This window comes from Pedococcus sp. P5_B7, from assembly GCF_054049895.1.
Map to the genome: position 1 here is coordinate 95,358 of NZ_JBFULM010000004.1, position 25,273 is coordinate 120,630.

Genomic DNA, 25,273 nt, shown 5'->3' on the forward strand with positions numbered 1-25,273 from the left:
GGTCCTGACGAGCGCCCTCCAGGGTGACGCCCGACGGTGGGGGTGCACCTATCCTCGAACCATGGTCAGCGCCCTCGTCGTCGATGATGACCCGATGGTGGCGACGTCGTCGGTGCGTACCTGGCCCGTGCCGGGTTCGACGTGCACCGCGCCTCCGACGGGGTGACCGCGCTCGACCTCGCCGCCCGGACCGCGCCGGACGTCGTCGTGCTGGACCTCATGCTCCCCGGGATGGACGGGCTCGAGGTCTGCCGACGGCTGCGCCGTGACCAGCCACAGGTCCCCGTCGTGATGCTCACGGCGCGGGGCGGGGAGACCGACCGGATCGAGGGCCTCGAGCTCGGCGCGGACGACTACGTGACGAAGCCATTCAGTCCGCGCGAGCTCGTCCTCCGCGTGCAGGCGATCGTCCGCAGGGCCGCTGGCCAGTCCGCGGCCGACCGGCCCGACGACAGGGCCGCCCCGCTCCCGGCACGGGTCACCGACGGCGACCTCGTCCTTGACCGGCTCGCGCACGTGGTTACGCGGGCAGGCTCGCCGCTGGCGCTGACGACACGCGAGTTCGCCCTCCTCGACTGGTTCCTGCGACACCCGGGGATCGTGCACCGGCGCGAGGAGCTCATCCGCGACGTCTGGGAGTGGGAGTTCGGCGACAAGTCGACCGTCACCGTCCACGTCCGCCGGTTGCGCGAGAAGGTCGAGGACGAGCCCTCCACTCCGCAACGCCTCGTCACGGTCTTCGGTGTCGGCTACCGGTGGGACCGCACAGACCCGGACGCCCGATGAGCTCCGCCCAGCTCTCGGCGGTAGGGCTGTCGGCTGCCGTCGCGCTCGCCGTCGGGCTGGCAGGGGTTGCCGTGGTGGTGGCCCTCACCCGGCGATCGCTGGGCGCGGCCGCGGTCGCCGCACCGGTCGTCGTCGTCATCTCCGTCGCCGCCGGGGTCTATGCGAGCTCACGTGCCATGTTCCTGCGCCCCGAGGACTCCACCACCGTCCTCCTCGTGCTGCTCGCGGCCGTCCCGGTCGCCGCCGGCCTGGGCGGCCTCGTCGCCCGACGGGTCATCGCCGCCGACCGGGCCGCCACCGCAGAGCGAATGCAGAGGGAGCACGAGGCCCGCTCGGAGTCCGACCGGCGCGAGCTCGTCGCCTGGGTCTCGCACGACCTACGGACCCCGCTGGCCGGAATCCGCGCCATCAGCGAGGCGGTCGAGGACGGGGTGGCCGCGGATGTCCCCACCGCCATGGCGATGGTGCGCGACTCGGTGATGCGCATGGACGACCTGGTCGATGCCCTGCTCGCGCTGTCCCGACTCCAGGCCGACGACCCGGGCCTGACGATGAGCGACATCGACGTGGGTGACCTCGTCTCGGACGCGGTGGCCGGCTTGGTTCCGCTCGCCCGCGCCCGCGACGTTCGGCTCACCGGGTCGGCCACCCCGGGCGTGCGGGCCACCGTAGCCGCGACCGAGATCCAGCGTGCGGTGGCGAACCTGGTGGTCAACGGGATCCGGCACACGCCGTCCGGCGGCGAGGTGGAGACGACCGTCACGACACACGGGCCCGGAAGTGTCCTGGTCACGGTGCAGGACCAGTGCGGCGGTATCCCCGAAGGTCTGGCCGCGCGCATCTTCGAGACCGGGTTCCGAGGAACCGAGGCACGGACCCCCGGGGACGGCGGTGGCGCGGGTCTCGGGCTGGCCATCGTGGCCGGTGTCGCAAAGGCCCACGGCGGAACGGTCTCTGTCGTCAACACCACGGACGGGTGCCGCTTCTCGCTGCACCTCCCGGCCCTCCAAGGGTCGAAGGCGAGACCGGTGACGGCACCCGGGACCCGCTGAGCTCGCACACGCTTCTGCCGCAGGACCGCGCGGTACGGCACGCGGGGTGTCGGGGACGCTACTTGCCGATGCCGTCGGTCAGCCCTCTGAGGAACTGGCGCTGACCGATGAGGAACAGGACGATCATGGGCAGTGCGGCCATGGTCAGCCCGGCGAACTGGACGGGCCAGTCGGTGAGCAGTCGGCTCTGCATGTCCATCAGTCCCACAGGCAGCGTCTTGAGGTCGCCGGTGCTGATGAAGACCAGCGCGAACACGAACTCGTTCCACGCGAAGAGGGCCTGGAGCAGGGCCGCGGAGACGAGGATCGGTCGACACATCGGCAGGATGACCTGCCAGAAGGCCTGTGTGGGCGAGCACCCGTCCAACGTGGCAGCCTCATCGACCTCTGGGGGGATGTCGATCATGTACGCCCGGATCAGGAAGGTCGTGAAGGGAATGCGGAACGCGGTGTAGAGGACGATGAGCGCCCAGTAGCTGTCGTAGATGTGCAGCTGCTGCAGCAGGCCGAAGAGGGGGATGAGGGCCACGGTCGGTGCGAGCATGAGCCCGCCGAGCAGGAGCCCGAGGATCGTCCCCCCGAAGGGCACGCGCAGCCGCACGAGCCCATAGGCCGCCCAGGCGCTGAAGAGGACCGTGGTGAGGATCGAGGCGGACGTCACCAGAACGCTGTTGACGAAGTAGCGCACGACTCCTGCGCTGCCGGCCCTGCTGAAGTTGCCCCAGCGCAGGTCGCCCGGCAGGCCCCATGGGCTCGCGAAGACCTCTTGGTTGCTCTTGAAGCTGCTGAAGACCATCCACAGCAAGGGATAGAGGACGGCGACGACGAGCAGTGCGAGCCCGAGCCACACTGCCAGGCGCGTTGTTCGGGCCCCGACGCGACGCGCTGCCCGTGCCGACCTCGCGACTGCCGGGGTGTTCGCCGACGGGGCCAGGGTCGGACTTGCCGCCTTCTGGCGGGTGGGGGTCGGGGTGGGGCTGGAGGCGGACATCACCATTGGATCCTCCGTCGGCGGCTGACGACGATCTGGACGGCGCCGATCGCGAGCGTGATCACGAAGATGACCGTGGCGATGGCGGACGCATATCCCATGTCGTCGTTGAGGAAGGCGTTGCGGTAGAGCCAGGTGCCCAACACCTGGCTGGAGTTCGAGGGCCCACCTGCGGTCATGACCATCACCTCGTTGAACACGAGGAAGGCTCCGGAGACGGTGAGGATGATGATGAGCGTCGTCATCTCGCGGACCATGGGCACGGTCACCGAGAAGAATCTCCGGATCGGGCCAGCGCCATCGACCTTCGCAGCCTCGTGGAACTCCTTGGGGATCCGCTGGATTCCGACGACGAACAAGATCGCGGTGTAACCGATGGACTGCCACTGGCTCATCGCGATGATGCTGCCCATGGCGGTGCCCGGCTCCCCGAGCCACGAGTGCTGCCAGCTCTCCAGCCCCACTGCTCCGAGCAGGCGGTTCACGAGCCCGATCTCGGGGTTGTAGAGGAACGAGAAGAGAATGCCCGCGACCGTGATCGAGATGACGGCGGGGATGAAGTAGATCGTGCGGAGGATGCCACGCAGCCGTTCGTGCACGAACTCCTCGAGCAGGGCCGCCAGGACGAGCGAGAACCCGACCTGGAAGACGAGCGACACGATCGCGAACACCGTGTTGTTCCGCAGTGCCGTCCAGAAGATCGGGTCGTGGAACGCCGTGCGGTAGTTGTCGAGCCCGACGAAGGTCGGCGCTACCGAGAACGCGTTCCAGGAGAACAGGCTCAGCCGCAGGTTGTCGACGATGGGGTAGTAGACGAAGACCAGCAGCAGGACCAGTGCGGGCAGGACCCAGGCCAGCGACCGCCATCGCATCAACGTGGTGCTCATATGTCATGCCCTCCTCGGGTGGGCGTTGGTCGGTCGACGCTGACCGACCCTGTCGAGGTCGGACCGGGTGGTCCTTGGTCGGCGGGGCGGGCAGGTCCCATGATCCGCCCGCCCCACCAGGGTGTGAGGTCAGCCAGCCTGCTTCTTGGCCTTGGCGGCGGCCTCCTGGACGCCGGTCATGACGTCCTTGCTCGTCTTCGAGCCGGAGATGACACCTTCGATCCCGGAGAGGTAGGCGTTGGCCACCTCCGCGTTGGTCACCGTGTCGAGCCAGATCGCGAACTGGTTGGCCTTGCTGATGTCGGCGAGTGCTGACTGGAGCTGCGGGAACGAGTTCGCCGAGGTCGCCGAGCCCTGGACGGGACTCAGCCAGCCGATGTCAGCCGTGAGCTTCGCGGCATTCTGTTGGGTGGTCATGAACTTGAGGACGTCCACGGCGAGCGCCGCGTTCTTGCTCTGGGCGTTGACCATGAACCCGTCCGGCGCACCGGTCAGGGCTCCGGCGTCACCGGCCGCGCCCTGGGGTGCGGGCAGCCGCATGAAGTCCCAGTTGTCGGCGAGCTCCTTCGGCGCACCCCCCTTGGCGGTCAGCACCTGGAACTCGACCGACTCCAGGTAGTGCATGGCGGCCTTGCCGTTGAGGAAGTTCGCCTGCCCGGCCTCGTGCGAGACACCGTTCGCGTCCTTGCTGGAGCAGTGCGTGACGATGTCCTTGAACTGGTCGACCGCCTTGGTGTAGCCGGGATCGGTGAACGCACCCGTGGCCGGGTCGTAGTCCTTGGCGAGGGTGTCTGGTGCGACGTTGTACGCGTTGAGCTGGGTGATGTAGTGGATCGCCGGCCAGCCGTACTGGTTGCCGAAGGCGATGGGTGTGTAACCCGCCGTCCTCAGCTTGTCGCAGTCCCCCAGGAGCTCCTCGAGCGACGCCGGAGCGCCGCTGATCCCGGCCTTGGTGAAGGCCGCCTTGTTGTAGGCCAGGTACTTCGCGTCGAGGTCGATCGGCACACCGAAGTTCTTGCCCTTGGTCTCGAACGCCTTGAGGGCGGCCGGCGAGAAGGTCTTGCCCCACTCGGTGTCAGGCCCGATGACCGAGGTCAGGTCGGCGGCCAGACCGGCACGGACGAACTTGTTGGCGAAGTCACCGGCCCACGAGAAGTAGATGTCGGGCAGCTGCTTGGACGCCGACAGCACTCGGATCTTGTCCTTGTAGGGCTGGTCGCCGACCTGCTCGAGCTTGATGGTGACCTTGGGGTTGGCCTGTTCATAGGCCTTGGTCACGCTCTCGAAGTACGGGGCGTACTTGGGGTCGGCGAACTTGGTGACCATGGTGATGGTTCCCGACTTCTCGGCTGGTGCCGTGAGGCTCTGGCTGCTGGCTCCTCCCGCACCAGGGTTGGCCGTCCCGGGCGCGCCGCAGGCGGCCAGGGCCACCGCGGTCGCGGTGGCGAGCACGGCGAAGGATGCGCTGCGCGTGGTGTGCTTCATGTGAGGTCCACTCCTTTGTGGATGGGGTTGAGCGGTGCAGTGAGTCCCTCGAGTGAGGTCTCGTACCCGAAGGCGCCGAAGGTGGCGCAGGTGCTTGAGGCGTATGCCGTCGCGGCGCCGAGGAGCGTCGCGAGCGGCGTGTCGCCGATGAGGCCGGTGAGAAGTCGGCCGATGAAGGCGTCCCCGGCTCCGAGGGTGTCGACGACGGGAGTGGCTGGCGCCTGGGCATGCACGACCAGCTCACCCTGGAGCGCCACCGCCCCGCCGGCGCCCATCGTGACCGCGACGAGGCTCGGGCCGAGGTCCCGAATGCGCCGGGCCTCGTGGACCGCGTCGTCGACAGTTGCGAAAGGCATTGAGCGGATGGCGATGTCGACGAGCGGTGCGTACTCGGCGATGTAGGCGTGCGGGCGCTCGGAGAAGTCGAACGATAGCCGCGATGCAGCTGCGGAGACGTCGGCCAGCTGGTCTTCGACCATGGAGCACTCACCGGTGTGCACGATGGTCGCCGCTGCGACGGCTGCGAAGTCCGCCGGTGTCAGCACGAACCTCGACACCCCCGGGTCCCCGTGGTCGAACACGCGGTTTCCATCGACGACGCGCACGTCCGCCGAGGCGTTGGGGCCCTCGACGATCCTCAGCATCGAGGTGTCCACCCCCTCGGCCACCAGCGCGTCGAGGACGGCGCGCCCGGCGAGGTCGGTGCCAACCGCACCGATGTATGCCGCGCCGGCGCCGCACCGACGCCCGTGGACGGCCACGTTGACCGCGTTCCCTCCGGGGTAGAGCACCCCCCGTTCGAGGTACCGGTCGACGACGTTGTCGCCGAGGGTGAGCAGGGTGACGTTCATGAGGCCGTCCTTCAGTACGCCATGCGGCGGTAGTAGCGACGGGTCGTCAGGGGGTGGTCGCGCAGCACCTCGAGGTGAGCGCTCACCCGCTCCAGCAGGGCGGACAGGATCACCGGCGACACGAGGGCGCGGGTGGTCTGCGAGATCCCGGGCAGCTCCACATCGGCCGTGTCGAGGACGAGCAGCTTCTCGGTCAGTCCGGAGACGAAGCGCTCCACCCGGTCGGCGACGGGTCGGGTGGCGTCCTCGCCCTTGAGGAGGAGCACGCTGACGTCAGCTTCGACCAGCTCGAGCGTGCCGTGGAAGAAGTCGGAGGCGTGGACCGGACGCGTCCGGATCCACTGCATCTCCTCCAGGATGCACATGCCGTAGTAGAAGGCCTCGGGCCACGTGGTGCCCGACCCTGTGACGATGTGCCACGGGTCCGCCGCGATCGCCTCGGCGAGCGAGTGCGCTCGCGGCTCGAAGGCGCCCTTGGCGTCGAGGAGGAGCTCGGGCAGGCGCACCAGCTCGGCGACGACCCCTGCGTGGTCCTCGAGCCCGCCCGTGCGCGCCAGGATCGACAGCGACAGCAGGAGCGACTGGAGGTAGAACGACTCGCAGGACGTGTCGTCCTCGGCGAAGTTCACCAGGCTGACGTCGGCCTTGATGCCCAGCGGGGTGTCGGGGTGGCCGGTGAGGACCAGCACCCGTGCGCCGGCAGCCTTGACGAACTCGAGGGCCGCAATGCTCTCGGCGGTGGTTCCGGACAGCGACGGGATGACCACCAAGGTGTCCCGACCCACCGTGGCGGAGCCCGTCAGGACGAGCTCGGCCGGCAGCACGACGTCCGCGCGGAAGGTCGAACGGTCGCGGAGCAGGGCGGCCGCGGGCTGCATGAGGATGCCCGCGCCGCCGGCCCCGGCGAAGACCACGTTGGTCACGCCGGCGCCGAGGGCGTCAGCCGCCACGGCATCGATCTGGTCGGCCAGGCCGACGGCACCCGACTGGATGCGCAGGTAGCGCGCCGGGTCGAAGTTGAGCAGGTCAGGGGTCATGCTCAGTACTCGACCTTGAACATGTACCGGCGCGTCTCGAGGTCGTGACCGCGGACCGACTCGTAGTGCTGGGCGAGCCGGTTGGCCAGCGCTCCCACGACGATCGGCGAGACCTCGCCACGGACGGACTCGGGGATGCCGGGCAGCTCGAGGTCGCGCACGTCGACGTACTGGGCCTTCTTGCAGTACTGGTCGAGGAAGCTCTTGGCCCGCTCCCCCATGGGCCGCGAGGCGTCGTCACCGACCCACAGCAGGACCGCGGTGTCGTGGTCGACCATCTCGAACGCTCCCTGGAAGAACTCGCCGGAGTTGAAGGCCGCCGCGTGCTTCCACTGCATCTCCTGCAGGAAGCACATGGCCAGGCCGTAGGCCCAGCCAAAACTGGGTCCGGACCCCAGGACGTACGTGATCGGCTCGTCCTTGAACGCCTCGGCGATGCCAGCGAGCTCCGGCTCAGCCTGCTCGACCGCGTGCCGGACCGCGGTGGGCAGCGCCACCAGGGCCTGGTCGACCGCGTCGGTGTCCAGCTCAGCGCCGGTGGCGGCCAGCAGCTCGAAGGCGACGACCAGCTCGAACAGGTCGCTCTTGCCGGTGAACGCGGCGTCGACAGCCTCGGCGAGCGGGCTGCCGGCCTTGGCGGCCGCGATGACCGTCGCGCCCGTGGCCTTGGCGGTCTTGGCGGCGGCCACCGTCTCCTTGGTGGTGCCGGTGTAGGAGGCCAGCACGACGAGCGAGCCCGGACCCATGATGGCCGGGACCGAGGTGTTGAGCTCGTCGCTCTGCAGCTGGAAGGCCGGGAACGACGCCTTCTGCTGGAGCAGGTAGTGGGCCGGGTAGCTGCAGATGATCGAGCCGCCGGCACCGACGAAGTACACGTTGCGCAGCCCGCGCTCCACGACGTCGCGTACCACGGTCGCGATCGCATCACGCTCCGCGACGGTGGCCGTCAGCTTGTCGACGATGTCGGCGTCGATCGGCTTGAGGGGAAGGGTTTCGGTCATCGGTGCTCCTGGTTCCAATCCGCGAGTGACTTGCTTTGATAACGTTCTCAACCTGATGAGTGAGAACGTTCTCAATCTGATGGGCTGCTGTCAAGAGGGTTCCCGGAAACTGGTCAGATCCGGTGCGGCGGAGCAGGCCGACACCGGCTAGGGTCAGGCCAGGAACTCGGCGGGCGTGAGCCGCCGACGGGTCACCCGGGACCCGCGCGCCCGCCGGGAGCGACCGGCATACCGAAATGCTCGGCAGACCGCCAAAACCGTTGGTACGACACGCATTTGAAGGAGCACGGTGAGCAGAAGCGTTGAACCGCGCGGCATCGCCACGGTGCCGGATGTCGCGCGTGAAGCGGGAGTCTCCACTGCCACCGCGGCCAGGGCGCTCGGCGGCTACGGCTCGGTGCGCGAGAGCACCCGGGAACGCGTGTTGGCCGCGGCGGAACAGCTTGGTTATCGAGCCAACAGCCTCGCGCGCAGCATGATCACCGGGTCGACGCGCACCCTCGGCGTGGTGATGTCCGATATCGAGAATCCCTTCTTCCGTCGCTCACTGCGCGGCATCGCCGACACGGCGCGGGCCCAGGGGTTCGAGGTGCTGCTGGCCAACACCGACGAGGAGCTCGACAAGGAGGAGACCGCGGTCAGGGTGATGACCGAGCGACGCGTCGACGGCCTGGTCGTGTGCCCCGCAGACGGTGGCGACAGGTCCCACCTCCGCGACGTCATTGCAGCTGGCATCCCCGTGGTCCTGCTGGACCGGAGCGTGGCGGGCCTGCAAGCCGACACGGTCGGTATCGACAACCGCAAGGCGGCGCGAGCTGCCACCGAGCACCTGTTGGCCCATGGCCACCGCGACATCGCGATCCTCACCGGTGGAACGCACGCGATGCTTGAACGCATGCTGCGCCCCGACATGAAAGGCGTCGAGCGGGCTTCGGCAACGACAGTCGGCGCCCGCGCGGCCGGGTTCCGCGACGCGATGACAGCGGCCGGTGTCCAAATCCGACCGGAGCTGATCTCCTCCGGTGGCTACCGGCGCGAGGACGGCGAGGCTGAGACGGCCAGACTGCTCGCCTTGGAGGACCGGCCCACGGCGATCCTCGCCTTCGATGCCATGCAGTCGCTCGGGGCGTTCCACGCCATAGCGCGCGCGGGGATTCGTTGCCCGGAGGACGTGTCCCTGCTCGGCTTCGACGACACCGAGTGGGCTGACCTGGTCAGCCCGGCGTTGACGGTCGTCGCCCAGCCGACCTACGAGATCGGGGTGGCAGCGTGCCGCCTGCTGTTGTCACGCATTGAGGGAGCAGGGGGGGCGGTGGCGCATCGACGGTTGCCGACCGAGCTCATCGAACGTGGCTCCGTAGGACCGTGGCCGGCGTCCTGAGGGGAGCTGAGGGGGCCGTCGCTGACCGAGTGCTTCGCGCCGGGCTTTGTTTCACCAGCGGGCTGGCACCCATCCGTCGTCAGCGCGCGCGCAGCGTGAGCTGGGCGCGGTGGTGCCTGTAGTGCAGCCCCGGGTAGGCGTACACCTCGGCCAGTGTCATGAAGGGCTGGAAGTACGGGTCCCAGCTGGTCGGGAATGGCATCCCCCGACCCAGCCGCCGTTCTGGTTCCCGCTCGAGGCTGGCGACCAGGTGGTTGATGGTGTGGTCGCACAGTCGGCCCATCCGGGCGTGGTTGAACACGAGTGCGCCGCCGCAGGAACCGGCGTAGTTCACCCAGTGGAACGGTACCCGGCCAGCGTCCAGCAGCCGGGCGAAGCCGCGACCGACCCATGGCGGCAGCACCGCCATCAGCCGCACCAGCGGCAGGAGTCGACGCACGACCAGGAAGCCAAACACCATGTGGAACAGCAGCTGCTCGTTGCTCCACCTGGTCCCGGTGGTCCGCGCGCCCAGCCGGCCAGGGGTCGCGGTCGCCAGCAGGCGGTGTAGGTCGTCGCGGCACCCGGTCAGGTCCGCGACGATGGCGCCCCGGTCCGCCCCCGCGGCCGCGTCGTCTTCCCGGGCGCCCTCCCTCGCGCTCACGGGACGTCGCAGAACATCAAGGGAGGTGACGGTCGAGACGGCGCAGCAGCGACCCGAGGACAGGCCAGTCCTGCGCGCCGGCACGCATCACCCGACGCCGGACCGCCGCGACCGCGCGACGAAGGACAGAGCCGGGGTTGCGGCGGCCGGTCTCGGTTGCGGAACGGGCGCGCCGGTGCAGCCACTGCGCGCACCCGGCGCACACCCCCACCTCTGGGTGGGACCCCAGTCGGCTCAGTTCCGCCTCGTCGAACGTGTTGCCGCAACACCAACAGGTGGGCCGGTCCACCAGCTCGTGCTCGAGCGCTGCTTGTGCTGCCATGAGCCCATCGTCACCCCGCGCCAACTCGATGACCAGAGGTCCACCCGGTCTGGTTCAGACCGGGTGGACCAGTGGACGGCCGGACTGCTCGCCTGGGAGCACGCCATCCGTCGGTCACCCAGACAGTCCTGACGAGCTATCCGTGCCCGTGTTGTCCTGGCGAAGCCGCGCGAGTTCCTGGTCCTTGGCCTGCGTGAAGGCTTCGCCGAGTTCGCTGAGCTGCTGGTTGCTGGCCTCCTGTGCGAACTTGGGAAGGATCTCGTTCTCCTCCTCCTCGACGTGGTGGCGTACCTCGCCGATCATCGCCGCGATCAGCCCGTCCAGACCGGGCTCTTCCGGATCGGTGGCGAGCAGCTGTTCCAAGGTCTCCTCCACGTGGTGGTGCTCCGCGATTCCGTCGTCCACATCCGCCTCTTCGTCGGGCGCCGTGGACTTGATGGCGGGGTACACCACCTTCTCCTCGGCCTTGGAATGCGGAACCAACAGTTCCTGGACCTGCCGCAGCAAGGGCGGGGTGTCCGAGGGCTCGGCTGACTCGAGCTGCTTGAACACGGCTTCCAGTTTCTTGTGGTCGTCCTTGATCAGGGTGATGACACCAGACATGAGCACGCCTTTCGGTCGAGATGACGGGGCCAGCGCTGCTGACACCGCTGTTCGTGCCCACCGTCGCCGCACCGCAAACGTCCGACCATGGCCCCCCTCCGCCGGTGTGTGGCCGGCTGCGGGCGCTCCGGCCCGGACGACACGTGGAGAGTGCCCCTCTTCGACACGTGAAGGACCCGAGGGTTGAAGGACACCCACAGCGGGCATGAGTGAGGGACCCAACCAAGGAGGCGCCATGCCCGCACGGGCCCATACCCACGAGACCACCGCGCCTGAAACCTCTCCCCAAGGGCCGGATTCCGACGCTCCGGATTCGCCGACGGAGGTCACGCGTGAGTCGTGGCGGTACATCGCGCGCAAGACGCTACGCGAGTTCAGCAAGGATCAGTGCACCGACCTCGCGGCGGCCCTGACCTACTACGCCGTGCTGGCCCTCTTCCCCGCAGTCATCGCCCTCCTGTCCCTCGTCGGCCTCTTCGGCCAGAGCCAGCAGACCGTCGACACGCTGCTGGGGATCCTCCGGGACCTCGGGGCCGGGTCGGCCGCGGACACGCTCGGACCGACCCTGACCTCCATGGCGGAGCGGGACGGAGCCGCTGGGGTCGCGTTCGTCGTGGGGCTCGCGACCGCCCTCTGGTCGGCGTCGGGCTACGTCGGCTCGTTCGGGCGGGCCATGAACCGGATCTACGAGATCCGCGAAGGTCGCCCCTTCTGGAAGCTGCGCCCCGTGATGTTGGCGGTGACCCTGGTCGCGGTCATCCTCGTCGCGCTGGTGGCCATGGCCCTGGTGCTCACCGGTCCCGCCGCGCAGGCCGTCGGTGACGCCATCGGGCTGGGCTCCACCGCCCTGCTGGTCTGGAACATCGCCAAGTGGCCGGCCATCCTGCTGGTGGTCGTCGTGGTCGTGGCGATCCTCTACTACGTCACCCCCAACGTGAAACAGCCACACTTCCGCTGGGTGAGCGTGGGCGCGGTGGTCGCGATCGTGGTCTGGATCGTCGCGTCGGTGGCCTTCGGCTTCTACGTCAGCACGTTCTCCAGCTACGACAAGACGTATGGCGCGCTGGCCGGTGTCGTCGTCTTCCTCCTGTGGCTGTGGATCACCAACCTGGCGCTGCTGTTCGGCGCCGAGCTGGACGCCGAGCTGGAGCGCGGACGGGAGCTGCAGTCCGGCATCGCCGCGGAGAAGACGTTGCACCTGCCGGCCCGTGACACCCGGGGGACGGACAAGGCCGACGCGAAGGACGCCGAGGACGTGGAGCGCGGCCGCCGCCTGCGCGCCACCCGCGGAGGAGACCAAGACGTTGACTGAGACGTCACCTGCCCAGGAGCTTCAGACCGGTTCACGGGGCCTGTTCTTCCCCGGCTTTGACGAGTGGGACCGAGACGTCTCCACGGGCATTCGCGTGCACGGGCGCTCGGGAGGCACCGGTCCGGCCGTGGTGCTGCTGCACGGCCACCCTCGCGCCCACACGACGTGGCACAGGGTGGCTCCGCTCCTGGCGGCACAGGGCTACCTGGTCGTGTGTCCCGACCTCCCGGGTGCGCGCGCTGGCGGTTCTTGATGGGGTGCCGTTGGCAGAGGCGGTGGAACGAGTCGATGCTCGGTTCGCCACCCAGTGGTGGCATTGGTTCTTCTTCGCCGGTTCGCCTCATGCCGAACGCGTGATCACGGCCGACCCCGTCGCCTGGTACGGGCTCGACGACCAGGCACGCGGCGCGATGGGTGCGGAGAACTTCGACTACGTCGCGGCCGCCCTGCGCGACCCTCACACGGTCCGCGCCATGCTGGAGGACTACCGGGCCGGCCTCTCCGTGGACCACGCCACCGACCTGGTCGATCGCGACCGGGGGCACAGGATCAGGTGCAGGACCCTCGTGGCGTGGTCCATCCATGACGACCTGGAGCAGCTCTACGGCGACCCCGCCGCCCTATGGAGGGATTGGGTCGACGGTCCGATGGACACGGCGCGCATCAACACTGGGCACCACATGGCGGAGGAGAATCCCCAGCAACTCGCTGAGGTCCTGGGCAGCTTCCTGGCCGAGGCGACAGGTCGCACCAGCACGCCGGAGTGATCGACCAACCCATCACCTGGGCTAGCGTTCGTCCCGCTCGTCGTGCGCCTCTGCTCAGGGCGACCGGAGCAGGCGCGTCTTGACCAGGAGGTGGGCGAGGTCGGCGTCGGGGATGCCGGCTCGCTCCGCGGCCCCCGTGAGGCGTTGTGCCGCGAGGTCAGCGTCGACTCGATGTGCTGCCATGATCATGCCGATGGCCTGGTCGGTCGCAAACCGGTCGCGCATCTTCTGGGGTGACCGCTTCGCGCGTCGCACTCCTGACAGGGACAGGTCGGCGTTGGTCACGGCCGCACCCGGCCACGCGCCACAGACTGCTGCCAGCTCGGAGTGCAGGCCATCGAAGGTCGTGGGGGTGCCTCCGTAGAAGTTGACCCCACCCACCACCGCCTTGCCCTCCACCAGCGGGACGGACAGGGTGCTCTCGACACCCGCCGAGTTCTCGGCGCGGGAGAACTCGAGCCACCGGGTCTCGTCGAGCGGGTCGGCACGGGTGGCCCCGACGGTCGCTCCCTCTTTCATGGCCTGCACGCATGGCCCGTCGCTGAGGTACTGCACCGCATCGAGTGCCGCGACGTCCAGGCTGGTAGCCGCCCACGTGAAGGCCAAGTCCTCCTGAAGAAACGACAGGGTCATCCCCAGACACTCAGGGGCGAGGCCAGCCACCACGTTGGCCATCGCGTTGAACCGCTCTGTCATGTCCTCATCCTGGAAGCGGGACATCTCCGTCAGGACGAGTCGTGTTTCCGGGATGGGTTTCATGACCAGGATGTCCTCCACGTGCGGCTGGGCTTCGGTCCACATCTACCCCGGAATTGTCCGGGTATGCAACACCCGCGAAGCGCACGAGTCGCTGACCTACCCAGAGACCCATGGAACGCGTCGACGTCGGGATGGCTAAGGTCACAGCGTGCTCCGATTGCGTCCCCTGCCCCGAGCGGTCTCCTCGATCGCAGCGCTCTTCGCCCTGGCCGGGTGCGCGGGCCAGGGCAACGTCGAGAACCACCACGCACAAACAGCCGCCCAGCAGTTCGCAGAATCGGTCGCCGCCACTCCCACCAGAGCGTGTGCGCTACTCGCTCCAGAGACGCTCAAATCCTTGGATGACAGCGGCGGCGACTGCGCCGAGACCCTCCCCCAGCTGGTCCAACCCAACGACGGTCCGGCCACGGCGGTGCAGGTCTACGGCAAGGACGCCATCGTCCACCTCGGCTCAGACACCATCTTCCTGGCCAGGTTCACCGCCGGATGGCGCGTCACCGCAGCGGGCTGCACTCCACGCCCCGGCCGACCCTACGACTGCACGATCAGGGGGAACTGAGATGCGCACGTTGTTCGCCAGTTACCTCGTGTTCATCGTGGGCGGCCTCGCCTACTGCATCGCCATCGGTGTTGCCCACCGATGAAAAGGACCCTGCGCGAGAACGGCCTCGCACTCGCCTTCACCGCCCTGCTCCTGGTCGCCCTGGTCGGGCAGGCCCTCACGGGAGAGGCCTCGTACAACGAAGCTGCCACCGACGCCGGTCTACCGGCTCTGACCATCCTCGAATACGTCACGTCTTCGCAGTTCACTGTCGACGTCGCCGAGAACTGGCAGTCCGAGTACCTGCAGTTCCTGCTCTACATCCTTCTCACCGTGTGGTTGCTGCAGAAGGGCTCCCCGGAGTCCAAACCACTGGACTCCGCCGGCCGCGAGTCCGACAAGGACCAGAAGGTCGGCCCGTACGCCGACAAGGACTCGCCGCGCTGGGCTGCCGTCGGCGGGTGGCGCACGGCTTTGTTCTCCCGGTCTCTCGGCCTGACCATGGGTGCAGTGTTCATCGGGTCGTGGGCCGCCCAGTTCATCGCCGGCCGCTCGGCCTACAACGCCGAACAGCTCCAGGACCTGCAGGACCCACTGACCTGGTCCCAGTACCTCGCCGCGCCCGACTTCTGGAACCGCACCTTCCAGAACTGGCAGTCCGAGTTCCTCGCGGTGGCCAGCATGGTCGTGCTCAGCATCTATCTGCGCGAACGCGGCTCGCCGGAGTCCAAACCCGTCGGCACATCGAACACCGCCACCGGCGTCGAAAGTTGAGCCGCAGCACTCAGCGCTGAGGCGAGCCGTCGCTGACGGAGCGCTTCGCGCGGACGGGCTCGGCCCGAATCCCCGCGCGTCACCAGAAAACGCAGGAGAGGAACCCACGAAAAGCGTGTGGGTCCCTCTCCTGCGTTGTGGAGCTGAGGGGATTCGAACCCCTGGCCTTCTCATTGCGAACGAGACGCGCTACCAACTGCGCCACAGCCCCATGATGCGGACGAAACAATAACACCAGCACCGGGCCCGACGGAAAACGGTCAGGTCAGGCTCGCCCGCATCACGGTGTGGCCGTTGTTCACCTGGCGGATCTCGACCGAGGCGATCTGGGTGACCCGCAGTGCGGACACCCCGACCGGGTGCATGATCCGGTCCGGCCGGGCCGTCCAGTCGCGCAGCTCGGTGGCCTGGCCCGCGCGGTCGACGACCCAGATGGCGTAGTCGATCCGGTAGTCGCCACCCGATGCTCCGGGATCAGCACCGCTCGTGGGTCTGGTCGTCGTCGGCCCAGACGTGGTGGGCCCACCGGTCTGCCGCGCGTACTGGCACTCCACCCGCAGCTCGGTCCCGTTCGCGATCGGCACGACATCCACGACGGCCGTCATGAGGGACGGCTCGACTGCCGTGAACGCCAAGCGGCCGGGAGCCGTCATGGGCCCAGTGGTGTGAGTGGAACCAGCGGTGACCCCGGGGTCAGGTGAACCGTCGCGCCCCGCCGTCGACACGGCATACCCACCGACGCCTCCGATGAGGAGGGCGGCGGCGGCCGCGGCCAGTGGTGCCAGCCACCGCTCACGACGCGACTCGGCGGCAACAACGGGCAGCACGGGCATCAGTGACGCGGGCGGCTGCAGGTCGGCGCCGCCGTCGAGGTCCATCGCGAGGACCTCCCCGGGTGGGAGCTGGGCGAGCAGGCCGGGCATGCCGGCCAGCTCGGCGACCGCAGACCGGCAGGCGGCGCAACCGGCGAGGTGCGACTCGTACTCGCGCCGCTCGGCGACCGGCAACGCTCCGAGGACGTAGGCGGCGTCCCAGTCGGTGTAGTCGTCGGTGCTGCTCATGGGCTCGTCACCCCCTTCTCCTGCAGGACGAGACGCAGACTGCGCAGCCCGTAGTGGAGCCGTGACTTCACGGTCCCCTCGGGCACCCTCAGCTCGGCGGCGATCTCGGCCACCGTTCTCCCTTCGTAGTACGCGGCTGAAATGACCTGGCGGTGCTCGCGCGACACCGAACCCAGGGCGTCCGCGATCAACCACCGGTCCAGGACCTCGCCCGACCGGTCCCCCACGCCCACCTCGACGAAGTCGATGCCGGCCACCTCGTGACGGGACGCTGCGCTGCGCCAGCGGTCGACCACGAGGTTGCGCACGACCGTGAACAGCCAGGCGCGGGCCTGTGGTTCGGAGCGGGTGCCGAGCGCGGGGTCGCGCCAGGCCCGCAGCAGCGACTCCTGCACGACGTCCTCGGCGACCTGCGGGTCTCGGGTGAGCCGCAGCGCGAACCGCCACAGCTCCGAGGCATGGCGGTCGTGCAGGCCCTGGAGGGCTGCTTCCCGCTGGCTCGCCGCCACTACCCACTCCTTCGACCCTCGGAAGCCGACACCACGACTGGCACCGACACCACGGATCCCGACACGACCGATCCTCCCCGGTCGGGGAAGTCTCCGTAAAGGACGAGACACGACCCGTCCGGGTTCACCGGGTGAGCCCAGCAGGTGAACTACAGTGGCCTCGGCTACGTTCCTCCGACATGGAGATCAACGGACTTCCCGCACACGCCCTGTTGGTGCACCTCGTCGTCGTGCTGCTGCCGCTGACCGCCGTGGCAGCCATCGTCGTGAGCGCGTGGCCGGCCGCCCAGCGCAAGCTGACCTTCCTCGTCCCCCTGGGAGCGGCGGTCGGTGCCCTCGCCGTGCCCATCACGACACGCGCCGGCGAGGACCTTGCGAAGAAGCTCGGCAACCCGCCCTTCATCGACAAGCACGAGAACTTCGGCGGCATGGTGCTGCCCTGGGCCACCGCCCTGGCTGTGACCACGCTCGTTCAGTGGCTCTACCTGCGTCGCGGCGGCGCGACCACCGTGCCGCGGGTCGCGCTCGCGGTGCTGGTGATCGCGAGCGCGATCGGCACCGCGACCATCGTCGCGCTCACCGGCGACTCGGGCGCTCGCGCCGTCTGGGGCAGCAGGTAGGAAGACGGTGCGGGTCAGGAGCCCCGAGTCGGAGTGAGAACTACCGGCTATCCGGCAGTTTCGCTTCCAACAGAGGGGGGCGCCGTCGGCAGGGTGAGGATCTCGGCCCCGTCGTCGGTGATCGCGATCGTGTGCTCGCTGTGCGCCGTGCGACACCCGGTGGCGCTGCGCAGGGTCCACCCGTCGTCGTCGGTGACGAGCTCGTCGGTGTCGGCCATGATCCACGGCTCGAGGGCGAGCAGCAGCCCGGGTTGCAGCCGGTAGCCACGACCCGGACGCCCGGTGTTGGACACGTGCGGGTCCTGGTGCATCGTCGACCCGATGCCGTGACCGCCGAACTGCGTGTTGACCCGGTAGCCCGCCTCGGAGAGGACCGTGCCGATGGCGTGCGAGAGGTCGCCGATGCGCGCGCCGGGACGGGCCGCCGCGATGCCGGCCGCGAGAGCGCGTTGGGTGGTCTCGATCAACGCGACGCTGTCCGGCTGGCTCGACCCACCCACCACGAAGCTGATCGCGGAGTCGGCGGCCACCCCGGCCTTGAGGACGGCGAGGTCAAGGGTCAGGAGGTCGCCGTCGGCCAGCGCGTAGTCGTGGGGCAGGCCGTGGAGCACCGCGTCGTTGACCGACGTGCAGATGTAGTGGCCGAACGGTCCGCGCCCGAACGACGGCTCGTAGTCGACGTAGCAGGACTGCGCCCCGGCCTCGCGGATCATCGCCTTGGTCCAGCGGTCGATGTCGAGGAGGTTCGTGCCGACCGTGGCGCGACTCTTGACCGCCTGCAGGATGTCGGCGACCAGGGCGCCACTCTCCTTGGCCCGCACCAGCTCGGCGGAGCTCAGGATCTCGATCATGGCGTCAGGCGCCGGCGACGCGTCGCTCAGGAGCCTCGTCGTATGCCGCGTACTCGGTGTCGGCGTCGCCGACCAGGTCCGCGGAGGTCGGGGCGGGACGGGTGACCCGCGCCTTCATCGTGTAGGTCGGGCGGGGCACCGGCACCGGGTCCCAGGTGAGCGGGATGTCGTCGTCGTCGACGAGCGGCCGGGCGGGGACGGCGGGCGCTGCGGCGACCGGCTCGGCGGTCGAGGCAGTGGACGGCTGACGCAGGCTGGTCTCCACGGCCTGCACGTCGTAGAGCTCGCCCCGCACCGGGACCGGAGCCGACGTGGGCTCGTCGGCGATCTCGGCCTCAGCGGCGACAGGAGCGGTGCCGGTCGGCGCGGCCGGCGCGGTGTGCGGCACAGGCTCGGCGGTGCGCCGCTCGGCGGTGCGCGGCTCGGCGGCCGGACGCGGCTGGTTGGCGCGGCGACTCGCCTGGCGGGCTGCCATCCGGGCGCGCCGCTGGGCTTGGGCGTCGGCCCGGGACCACGCGAGGGCACCACCCACGGCCGCGACCGGGACGGCCACGGCGTAGAGCGGCACGAGCGAGAGGGCGACGAGGGCGCCCACCACGACGACCGTGGCGAGGGCGCCGAGCATGATGGCGGCCCGGGCGCGCCGGGCCGTCGGGAGGGCACGAGGCGCGCTCGCCCCGTGCTCGACGGGTGGCGCGGTCGGGGCCGTCGCGGTGGTCGGCGACGTCGCGGCACGCTTCACGAGCACCTGCGGACGTGCGACGCGAGCCGGCGTCACGGCATACGAACGGGGCTGGGGCGTCGAGAGGTTCGACGCAGGCAGCGGGCTGCGGCGCTCGAGGACGCGCATCGACTCGGAGAACTGGTCGACCGAGCGCGCGGTGGCGAGGTGCTCGCGGCGACGGACCCAGTACTGCACGAAATAGGCAGCCCAGACCGCAATGATGACGAGGAAGACGAGACTGCTGGGCTGCACGGATACGACGTTAGGTGTCCCGAGTCGGTGCGCCGGGGACGTGGGGCGGTGTGTCGCCAATGTGGCTGGTGTGATTGGTGTGCATTCGCTCGAGCAGGGATCGACCCCCGAGGTCCTCGGTCGTCAGCGCGAACGTCCGGTGGTCGCGCCAGGCCCCGTCGATGTGCAGGTATGCCGCCCGCACCCCTTCGTCGCGAAAGCCCAGCTTGCGCACCACGGCCAGGCTGTTGGTGTTCTCGGGGCGGATGTTGACCTCGATCCGGTGCAGCCCCATCGACCCCAGGGCGTGGTCGCCGGCCAGGGCCAGGGCGGTGGGCGCGATCCCACGGCCCGCGACCGACTCGTCGACCCAGTAGCCGGCAGCCGCGGACAGCAACGAGCCGTAGGAGATGCCGAAGAGCACCATCTGCCCGACGATCCGGCCGTCCACCCGCACGACGAACGGCAGCATCCGACCTGCCTTGGCCTCGGTGCGGTAGTGCCGGACGAGGGTAGGGAAGGAGACGTAGGTCGGCTCACGCTCGGGCGACGTCGCATCCCAGGGGCCCAGCCAGTGCCGGTTGCGGCTGCGGACCTCGACCCACTCTTCCCGGTCCCGCCGGCGCAGCGGGCCGAGCACGAGCTGCTCTCCGCCCGGAGTCTCGCCCCGGAGCACGACGGGCCAGGTGGCCATCAGTGGTCGCCGCCGCGAATCTGCGAGAGGGCATGCGGCAGGACCGCCTCGAGCACCCCCAGCCCGTCACGGACCCCGCCGGTCGAGCCGGGCAGGTTGACCACCAACGTGCTGCCGGCGATCCCGACCAAGCCTCGGGAGAGGGCGGCGGTCGGCACTCCGGCAGCCAGTCCGGCGCCGCGGATGGCCTCGGCCAGGCCGGGCACCTCGCGGTCGAGCACCTCTCGGGTGGCCTCCGGGGTGCGGTCCGTGGGCGAGAGACCGGTGCCCCCGGTGGTCACCAACACGTCGGGGGTCGCAGCCAGCGCCGCCTCGAGCGCCTCGGACACCTCCGGGCCGTCCGGCACGACGAGCGGGTCACCGACCTCGAAACCCCACTTCAGCAGGGTGTCCACGATGAGGGGGCCGCCACGGTCGGGGTAGACGCCACGGGCGGCCCGCGAGGAGCAGGTGATGACGATCGCCCGGCCGGCCGATGTGGGGGCCTCCCCTGCGTCCGGCGCGTCCCGGGTGTCCCGGGTGTCGCGGGTGTCGCTGGTGTCGCTGGTCGCGCTGCCCGGCTGGCTCATGGTTCCTCCACCCAGTCGCCCGAGCGACCGCCTGACTTGGCCGTCACCCGCACGTCGGTGATGCGGGCGTGCTTGTCGACCGCCTTCACCATGTCGATGAGGGCGAGCGCCGCGACGGACACCGCCGTCAGCGCCTCCATCTCGATGCCGGTGCGGTCGGCGGTGCGCACGGTCGCGCCGATGTCGACCCCGTCGTCGGCGACCACCAGGTCGACCTCCACCGCGTGGACCGCGACCGGGTGAGCCAGCGGGATCAGCTCCGGGGTCCGCTTCACCGCCTGGATGCCGGCGATGCGGGCGACCGCGAGCGCGTCGCCCTTGGGCACCGTGCCGTCACGCAGAGCGGCAACCGCAGCAGCCGAGAGCAGGACCCGTCCGGCGGCTGACGCCTGGCGGGCGGTGACCGCCTTCGCCGAGACGTCGACCATGTGGGCGGAGCCGTCGGGTCGCACGTGGGTGAGGCCCGGGGCGCGTTCGGCGGGGTCGGGGGGGCCCTCGGCGGGGTCGGGGGGGCGCTCGGCGGGGTCGGGGGCGCGCTCGGCGGGGTCGATGGTCACTGGCCCTCCCTCCCGAGCAGCGGCAGGCACATCAGCTCCTCGCCCGCGGCGACCTCGGAGACGTCGGCCGGGATGACGGCCAGCGCGTCGGCCGCGGCGAGGGCGCCGAGCATGTGCGACCCCTGGCCACCCGCCAGCCGGGCGCGATCGTCGTCGAGCACCACTCGCACGAACTCCATCTTGCCCGGCACCGACCTGAACGGCTCGGCGGCGACGGCGGGGACGTAGCCCGGCGGGTACGACGGCTCGGGCCGGCCAGCCATCGCGCGCAGGGCCGGCGCGACGAAGACGTGGAACGAGACGAGGGCGCTGACCGGGTTGCCGGGGAGCGTGAACACCGGCACCTTGTCCTCGCCGAGCACCCCGAAGCCCTGCGGCATGCCCGGGCGCATGGCGACCTTGTCGAACTGCACCGTCCCGACGCGGGACAGCACCTCCTTGACCGTGTCGAAGGCGCCCATCGACACCCCACCGGTCGTGATGATCACGTCGGCGCGGACGAGCTGGCCCTCGAGGGTGTCGAGCAGGGTGCGGGCGTCATCCGGCACGCCCCCCACCCGGAACGGCGTGGCCCCCACTGCCGTCACGGCGGCGGTGAGCATCACCGAGTTGGAGTCGACGATCTGGCCGAAGCCCGGGGTGCGGCCGACCTCGACGAGCTCGTCGCCGGTCGACACCACGACCACCCGCGGCCGGGGGACGACCCGCACGCGGGAGATGCCGGCCGCCGCGAGCAGGGCGATCTGTCCGGGGCCGAGCAGGGTGCCGCGGCGCAGCACGACGTTGCCCGCCTCGACGTCCTCCCCGACCTCGCGGACGTGGGCTCCGACGCCGCGGCCCTCGCGGATCTGGACCTTCACGACGCCGCCGTCGGTCGCCTCGACAGGCACGACCGCATCGGCACCGTGCGGCATCGGCGCACCGGTCATGATCCGCATCGTCTGGCCGGGAGCGAGCGAGAGGGCCTTGGTGTTGCCGGCGGCGATGTCGTTGACGACCGGAAGGACGACGGGGTGTTCGGCGCTGGCCGTCGCCACGTCCCCCGCGTGCACGGCATACCCGTCCATGGCGGAGTTGGTGAAGCCGGGCAGCGAGCCGCGCGCCTCCACGTCGACGGCCAGGACGCAGCCCTGGGCGTCGAGGACGCCGAGCTCGAAAGGCGAGATCACCTTGACGGTGGCCAGGATTCGCTCGAGGTGCTGCTCGACGCTGATCACGGGGTCGCCATCGCCGTCGTGGGGAGGTTCGTCGCGCTGAGCGTGGTGCCGTCAGGGATGCTCCGCCGCTCGTCGGCCTCGACCACGACGTCGCCCACGCACCGGATGCCGGCCCCGAAGGTGACGTCGCCACGAACCGCCAACGACGTGCACTCGACGAGCGAGGGCGCTTCCTCCGGGAACCGCGCGTCGAAGTCGTCGATGAGCGTGTAGTGCTCGTCGAGGTCGACGGGGGGGTCCGGTCGGTCGGTCTGCGCGACGACCTCGTGGCCGTCGCCGAAGCCGTAGAGGTCGGACCGGAGCAGCAGCAGCTCGTTCGTGGTCTTGACGGGCCGGAAGCGCCGACGCGGCACGTGCACGGCCCGCGACCCGTCGAACACCTCGATCGCCGTGCCCATGGCCGACTCGACCTGGATCACGGGAGTCGAGTCGGAGCGGCTGGGGTCGACGGTCTTGCGGTTGATGATGATCGGCAGCCCCAGGACCCCGTCACGCGCCTCGAGCTGCTCGTGCAGTGCGTCGAGGTCGACCCACAGGTTGTTGGCGTGGAAGAGCGCATGCCGGTCGGTGTCCTCGAAGTACTGCTCGTCCTCCGGAGCCACCATCGCCCGTTCGCGCAGCACGACCCGGCCGTCACGACGACGGACCGCCAGGTGGCCACCCTTGCGGTCGTTGACCGTGCGCTCGCAGACCTCGGACACGTAGGTGATCGACTCGCGGGCCATCCAGGCCGGGATCGCCGGGTCGCAGGTCGCCCCGAGGTTGTCGGAGTTCGAGAGGAAGGCGTAGCGAAAGCCCTTGTCGCGCAACGCCTGGAGCACCCCGCTCGCGGCGAGGGCGACGTAGACGTCACCATGGCCGGGAGGGCACCACTCGAGGTCGGGGTCGTCGGGCCAGGAGACCGGGGTGAGGTCGTCGGCGCGGAGCTTGGGCTCGGCGTTCTGGAGGAAGTCGAGCGGCAGCCCGTCGACCGGGAGGTCGTCATACGCCGCGAGCACCTCGAGCGACTGCTCCCGCGTGCGGAACGAGTTCATCAGCACCAGCGGCACCCGCACGGCGTGTCGCTCCCGGAGCGCGAGCACCTGCCGGGCCACCACGTCGAGGAAGGTCAGCCCGTCGCGCACCTCCAGCACCGACTTCGGACCCGACAAGCCCATGCTCGTGCCGAGCCCGCCGTTGAGCTTCACGACCGCGGTCTGGGCCAGCGCCCGGGCCTGCTCCTCGGCATCGCTGGTGAGGTCCTCGAGCCGTGGCACGTCGGTGAGCGGTTCGATGTCGGACTCCGGGATGAGGCCGGTGTTGCCCGCCTCGAGCTGGGCATAGGCGTCCTCGAAGACGTGCACCGCCAAGGGGTCCACCCCCCGCTGCGTCATGCGCTCGACTGCCTGCGCCAGCCCGTCCTTGCTCATGAGCGGCAGCCTAGTGGGACGATCTGGGCGTGCCCCTGAACACCAAGACAGCCGTGCGACAACGACTGCGCGAGCTGCGCCGCGAGCGCGTCCCAGGACGCGACCGCGCCAGGGACGGTGCCGAGCTCGAGCTCGCCGCCCTCGAGGTGGGGTATGCCGCGGGGCTGGCTCCCGGTGACTGGGTCGCCGCCTACGAGGCCACCTCCCTGGAACCACCCACGGAGGCGCTGGTCGCCGCCTTGGTGGCACGCGGCATACGGGTCATGGTGCCGGTGACGCTCGAGGACTGGGACCTGGACTGGCGTGAGGTGGCTGCGGTCGGGGACGACACCGGCGAGCTGCTCGGGACGTCGGCGATCGCGCGGGCCTCGGTCGTGTTCGTGCCGGCCCATGGAGTGGACCGGTCGGGGACGCGGATCGGGCAGGGCAAGGGCTGCTACGACCGGGTGCTCCCCCGCACGGACGCCGTGGTCGTCGCTGTCGTGCACCCGTGGGAGGTGCTCGACGAGGAGCTGCCGCGCGAGCCGCACGACCGCCCCGTCCAGGCGGCGATCGCCGCGGACCTGGGTGTCGTCGACCTGACGGGACGTCAGGCACCGTAACCCGCAGACGGCTGCCGGAGGGTTGCTGACCTGATGGACTGTCGAGACTTGTCGGGCGTCTGGCCGCCGCGCGTCAGAACGTGCAGGCGTACTTCGATGCTTGCGGGATGGCTCGCCAGGAGAGGGCGAGCGCGCTGAGCCCGTCGCTTCCCGCTCCGCCGCCGACGCTCACCACCATGCAAGGCACCCAGCGGTCCCCCACCAGGGCCTCGACGCGGACCTGACGCATGACACTCGGCGGTTCGGTGTCGTGCACGACCAGGAGGGCGTGGGCGATATCCCCCCGCACCACGATCGATCCGAAGATCCCCTCCGTGCCCGGGGGCTGTGCCTCTGGTGCGTCGTGGATGATCCGCACCATCAGCAGGGAATCGTGATGTCGATGCTCGTGGCTACCCGCGTGGCCACCCCGTTCACATGGCCGTACGAGAGAGTCCGCCAATGGCGGTAGGAGGTGGAAGTGCAGGACATTGCACCCATGGACCACACCCTCCAGTCAATCCGGTGCTGATAGAAGTACGGTCCGGCGTTTACCCATTTCCAGACGCCGCTTACCTTCGTGTAGATCTGCGGACGGGTTAGGACGTCGATATCGGCGGGCTCCGTGCACTCAATGTATCCCTGGACGTAAATGGTCCTCGCTGAACCATTGAAGGTTGGCGTGTCAGCATGCCCGTGACAACCCCCGGCGACTGCGGCGCCGGAAAGGCGTGCATCGGAAGACAGGGCGAAGTTCACGTCGGGCGTCGGTGCGTAGTCCAGGCCGTCGTCGGTGCCGACGACGGCGGACTTCCAGTCCCGGTCCGTCGGTGTTTGCGCGGCTGAAGCTGGAGCCCCCAGGACAGCGAGCAGCAGAAGGGCGACGGCGGGTACTAGCAGACGCTTCATGGTGATCCCCTTTGCCGCCGACGCATGCGGTGGCCTCAGAATTGAGACGTCTGATCTCCAAAAGGGTGACGCCGCCGGGCACAAGCCGCCGATCGGGGATACATCGCTGCACGTTGAACTGTCAGGGGACGGCCAGCCCAGTCACGGGC

The 25,273-nt window shown here is 69.7% G+C and carries 31 protein-coding genes and 1 tRNA gene; 10 read left to right on the forward strand and 22 right to left on the reverse strand.

Going from position 1 to position 25,273, the window contains the following annotated elements; translation table 11 throughout:
• Positions 1 to 141: 141 nt before the first annotated feature.
• The gene (locus tag ACXJKD_RS11020; RefSeq protein WP_457254589.1) at positions 142 to 786 is read left to right on the forward strand and encodes a response regulator transcription factor; all 645 of its coding nucleotides are present in this window, start codon (positions 142 to 144) and stop codon (positions 784 to 786) included.
• Positions 783 to 1,838, forward strand: coding sequence for a sensor histidine kinase (locus tag ACXJKD_RS11025; protein ID WP_457254590.1), 1,056 nt, complete (start codon positions 783 to 785; stop codon positions 1,836 to 1,838). The genes ACXJKD_RS11020 and ACXJKD_RS11025 overlap by 4 nt, the downstream gene beginning before the upstream one ends.
• 58 nt (positions 1,839 to 1,896) lie before the next feature.
• Here ACXJKD_RS11025 and ACXJKD_RS11030 read toward each other — a convergent pair whose 3' ends face one another.
• The 6 genes from ACXJKD_RS11030 to ACXJKD_RS11055 all read right to left on the reverse strand — a co-directional run bounded on the left by ACXJKD_RS11030 (position 1,897) and on the right by ACXJKD_RS11055 (position 8,090).
• Complete coding sequence (locus tag ACXJKD_RS11030; protein ID WP_457254591.1) at positions 1,897 to 2,829, reverse strand: carbohydrate ABC transporter permease; 933 nt, start codon at positions 2,827 to 2,829, stop codon at positions 1,897 to 1,899.
• The gene (locus ACXJKD_RS11035) at positions 2,829 to 3,716 is read right to left on the reverse strand and encodes a carbohydrate ABC transporter permease (protein ID WP_457254592.1); all 888 of its coding nucleotides are present in this window, start codon (positions 3,714 to 3,716) and stop codon (positions 2,829 to 2,831) included. The genes ACXJKD_RS11030 and ACXJKD_RS11035 overlap by 1 nt, the downstream gene beginning before the upstream one ends.
• Before the next feature lie 129 nt (positions 3,717 to 3,845).
• Positions 3,846 to 5,201, reverse strand: a complete 1,356-nt coding sequence (locus tag ACXJKD_RS11040; protein ID WP_457254593.1) for an ABC transporter substrate-binding protein — start codon at positions 5,199 to 5,201, stop codon at positions 3,846 to 3,848.
• A complete protein-coding gene (locus ACXJKD_RS11045) occupies positions 5,198 to 6,052 on the reverse strand; it encodes a PfkB family carbohydrate kinase (protein WP_457254594.1) in 855 nt (284 codons plus the stop codon). The genes ACXJKD_RS11040 and ACXJKD_RS11045 overlap by 4 nt, the downstream gene beginning before the upstream one ends.
• 11 nt (positions 6,053 to 6,063) lie before the next feature.
• Entirely contained in the window at positions 6,064 to 7,089 is a 1,026-nt protein-coding gene (locus ACXJKD_RS11050; protein WP_457254595.1) for an SIS domain-containing protein, read from the reverse strand.
• A gap of 2 nt (positions 7,090 to 7,091) precedes the next feature.
• A complete protein-coding gene (locus ACXJKD_RS11055; RefSeq protein WP_457254596.1) occupies positions 7,092 to 8,090 on the reverse strand; it encodes an SIS domain-containing protein in 999 nt (332 codons plus the stop codon).
• A 289-nt stretch (positions 8,091 to 8,379) separates the two neighbouring features.
• Here ACXJKD_RS11055 and ACXJKD_RS11060 point away from each other — a divergent pair, with 289 nt between their 5' ends.
• Entirely contained in the window at positions 8,380 to 9,471 is a 1,092-nt protein-coding gene (locus tag ACXJKD_RS11060) for a LacI family DNA-binding transcriptional regulator (protein ID WP_457254597.1), read from the forward strand.
• Positions 9,472 to 9,550: 79 nt separating this feature from the next.
• On the opposite strand, the gene ACXJKD_RS11065 is transcribed toward ACXJKD_RS11060, so the two are convergent.
• From ACXJKD_RS11065 to ACXJKD_RS11075, 3 genes are all read right to left on the reverse strand, one after another.
• Positions 9,551 to 10,114, reverse strand: a complete 564-nt coding sequence (locus ACXJKD_RS11065; RefSeq protein ID WP_457254598.1) for a DinB family protein — start codon at positions 10,112 to 10,114, stop codon at positions 9,551 to 9,553.
• A 16-nt stretch (positions 10,115 to 10,130) separates the two neighbouring features.
• Entirely contained in the window at positions 10,131 to 10,436 is a 306-nt protein-coding gene (locus tag ACXJKD_RS11070; RefSeq protein WP_457254599.1) for a hypothetical protein, read from the reverse strand.
• A 114-nt stretch (positions 10,437 to 10,550) separates the two neighbouring features.
• A complete protein-coding gene (locus ACXJKD_RS11075; protein ID WP_457254601.1) occupies positions 10,551 to 11,039 on the reverse strand; it encodes a hemerythrin domain-containing protein in 489 nt (162 codons plus the stop codon).
• A gap of 235 nt (positions 11,040 to 11,274) precedes the next feature.
• Here ACXJKD_RS11075 and ACXJKD_RS11080 point away from each other — a divergent pair, with 235 nt between their 5' ends.
• From ACXJKD_RS11080 to ACXJKD_RS11090, 3 genes are read left to right on the forward strand one after another with little or no spacing between them, the layout of a single operon-like run.
• The gene (locus ACXJKD_RS11080; protein ID WP_457254603.1) at positions 11,275 to 12,351 is read left to right on the forward strand and encodes a YihY/virulence factor BrkB family protein; all 1,077 of its coding nucleotides are present in this window, start codon (positions 11,275 to 11,277) and stop codon (positions 12,349 to 12,351) included.
• Entirely contained in the window at positions 12,344 to 12,604 is a 261-nt protein-coding gene (locus ACXJKD_RS11085; protein ID WP_457254604.1) for an alpha/beta fold hydrolase, read from the forward strand. Before ACXJKD_RS11080 ends, ACXJKD_RS11085 begins: the two co-directional genes overlap by 8 nt.
• On the forward strand, positions 12,582 to 13,118 hold the full coding sequence (locus ACXJKD_RS11090; protein WP_457254605.1) for an alpha/beta fold hydrolase: 537 nt from the start codon (positions 12,582 to 12,584) through the stop codon (positions 13,116 to 13,118). The genes ACXJKD_RS11085 and ACXJKD_RS11090 overlap by 23 nt, the downstream gene beginning before the upstream one ends.
• 54 nt (positions 13,119 to 13,172) lie before the next feature.
• Here the strand turns inward: ACXJKD_RS11090 and ACXJKD_RS11095 are convergent, their stop codons facing one another.
• The gene (locus ACXJKD_RS11095; protein ID WP_457254606.1) at positions 13,173 to 13,814 is read right to left on the reverse strand and encodes a GAF and ANTAR domain-containing protein; all 642 of its coding nucleotides are present in this window, start codon (positions 13,812 to 13,814) and stop codon (positions 13,173 to 13,175) included.
• Positions 13,815 to 14,214: 400 nt separating this feature from the next.
• Here ACXJKD_RS11095 and ACXJKD_RS11100 point away from each other — a divergent pair, with 400 nt between their 5' ends.
• On the forward strand, positions 14,215 to 14,436 hold the full coding sequence (locus tag ACXJKD_RS11100) for a hypothetical protein (RefSeq protein WP_457254607.1): 222 nt from the start codon (positions 14,215 to 14,217) through the stop codon (positions 14,434 to 14,436).
• Positions 14,437 to 14,517: 81 nt separating this feature from the next.
• Entirely contained in the window at positions 14,518 to 15,192 is a 675-nt protein-coding gene (locus ACXJKD_RS11105; protein ID WP_457254608.1) for a DUF6766 family protein, read from the forward strand.
• A gap of 138 nt (positions 15,193 to 15,330) precedes the next feature.
• Here the strand turns inward: ACXJKD_RS11105 and ACXJKD_RS11110 are convergent.
• The 3 genes from ACXJKD_RS11110 to ACXJKD_RS11120 all read right to left on the reverse strand — a co-directional run bounded on the left by ACXJKD_RS11110 (position 15,331) and on the right by ACXJKD_RS11120 (position 16,762).
• Positions 15,331 to 15,403: transfer RNA gene (locus ACXJKD_RS11110), tRNA-Ala, on the reverse strand.
• Between the two features lie 49 nt (positions 15,404 to 15,452).
• Positions 15,453 to 16,253 (reverse strand): anti-sigma factor family protein, encoded by an 801-nt coding sequence (locus ACXJKD_RS11115; RefSeq protein ID WP_457254609.1) that lies wholly within the window; start codon positions 16,251 to 16,253, stop codon positions 15,453 to 15,455.
• Positions 16,250 to 16,762 (reverse strand): sigma-70 family RNA polymerase sigma factor, encoded by a 513-nt coding sequence (locus tag ACXJKD_RS11120; protein WP_457254610.1) that lies wholly within the window; start codon positions 16,760 to 16,762, stop codon positions 16,250 to 16,252. Before ACXJKD_RS11120 ends, ACXJKD_RS11115 begins: the two co-directional genes overlap by 4 nt.
• 179 nt (positions 16,763 to 16,941) lie before the next feature.
• Here ACXJKD_RS11120 and ACXJKD_RS11125 point away from each other — a divergent pair, with 179 nt between their 5' ends.
• Positions 16,942 to 17,382, forward strand: a complete 441-nt coding sequence (locus tag ACXJKD_RS11125; RefSeq protein ID WP_457254611.1) for a DUF2231 domain-containing protein — start codon at positions 16,942 to 16,944, stop codon at positions 17,380 to 17,382.
• 47 nt (positions 17,383 to 17,429) lie between these two features.
• Here the strand turns inward: ACXJKD_RS11125 and map are convergent, their stop codons facing one another.
• The 7 genes from map to ACXJKD_RS11160 all read right to left on the reverse strand — a co-directional run bounded on the left by map (position 17,430) and on the right by ACXJKD_RS11160 (position 23,634).
• A complete protein-coding gene (gene map, locus ACXJKD_RS11130) occupies positions 17,430 to 18,233 on the reverse strand; it encodes a type I methionyl aminopeptidase (RefSeq protein ID WP_457254612.1) in 804 nt (267 codons plus the stop codon).
• A gap of 4 nt (positions 18,234 to 18,237) precedes the next feature.
• Positions 18,238 to 19,209 (reverse strand): hypothetical protein, encoded by a 972-nt coding sequence (locus ACXJKD_RS11135; protein ID WP_457254613.1) that lies wholly within the window; start codon positions 19,207 to 19,209, stop codon positions 18,238 to 18,240.
• A gap of 10 nt (positions 19,210 to 19,219) precedes the next feature.
• Positions 19,220 to 19,882 (reverse strand): GNAT family N-acetyltransferase, encoded by a 663-nt coding sequence (locus ACXJKD_RS11140; RefSeq protein ID WP_457254614.1) that lies wholly within the window; start codon positions 19,880 to 19,882, stop codon positions 19,220 to 19,222.
• Complete coding sequence (locus tag ACXJKD_RS11145) at positions 19,882 to 20,451, reverse strand: MogA/MoaB family molybdenum cofactor biosynthesis protein (protein ID WP_457254615.1); 570 nt, start codon at positions 20,449 to 20,451, stop codon at positions 19,882 to 19,884. The genes ACXJKD_RS11140 and ACXJKD_RS11145 overlap by 1 nt, the downstream gene beginning before the upstream one ends.
• Complete coding sequence (gene moaC, locus ACXJKD_RS11150; RefSeq protein WP_457254855.1) at positions 20,448 to 20,879, reverse strand: cyclic pyranopterin monophosphate synthase MoaC; 432 nt, start codon at positions 20,877 to 20,879, stop codon at positions 20,448 to 20,450. Before moaC ends, ACXJKD_RS11145 begins: the two co-directional genes overlap by 4 nt.
• Positions 20,880 to 21,004: 125 nt before the next feature.
• On the reverse strand, positions 21,005 to 22,225 hold the full coding sequence (gene glp, locus ACXJKD_RS11155) for a molybdotransferase-like divisome protein Glp (protein ID WP_457254616.1): 1,221 nt from the start codon (positions 22,223 to 22,225) through the stop codon (positions 21,005 to 21,007).
• Positions 22,222 to 23,634 carry a UTP--glucose-1-phosphate uridylyltransferase gene (locus tag ACXJKD_RS11160; protein WP_457254617.1) on the reverse strand — a complete coding sequence of 471 codons (1,413 nt, stop codon included), beginning with the start codon at positions 23,632 to 23,634 and terminating at the stop codon, positions 22,222 to 22,224. Before ACXJKD_RS11160 ends, glp begins: the two co-directional genes overlap by 4 nt.
• A gap of 29 nt (positions 23,635 to 23,663) precedes the next feature.
• Between ACXJKD_RS11160 and ACXJKD_RS11165 the strand changes: the two genes are divergently transcribed.
• Positions 23,664 to 24,236 carry a 5-formyltetrahydrofolate cyclo-ligase gene (locus ACXJKD_RS11165; protein ID WP_457254618.1) on the forward strand — a complete coding sequence of 191 codons (573 nt, stop codon included), beginning with the start codon at positions 23,664 to 23,666 and terminating at the stop codon, positions 24,234 to 24,236.
• Positions 24,237 to 24,309: 73 nt separating this feature from the next.
• Here ACXJKD_RS11165 and ACXJKD_RS11170 read toward each other — a convergent pair whose 3' ends face one another.
• Both ACXJKD_RS11170 and ACXJKD_RS11175 read right to left on the reverse strand, forming a co-directional pair.
• On the reverse strand, positions 24,310 to 24,597 hold the full coding sequence (locus tag ACXJKD_RS11170; protein ID WP_457254619.1) for a hypothetical protein: 288 nt from the start codon (positions 24,595 to 24,597) through the stop codon (positions 24,310 to 24,312).
• Positions 24,597 to 25,124, reverse strand: a complete 528-nt coding sequence (locus ACXJKD_RS11175) for a hypothetical protein (protein WP_457254620.1) — start codon at positions 25,122 to 25,124, stop codon at positions 24,597 to 24,599. The genes ACXJKD_RS11170 and ACXJKD_RS11175 overlap by 1 nt, the downstream gene beginning before the upstream one ends.
• Between the last annotated feature and the right edge of the window lie 149 nt (positions 25,125 to 25,273).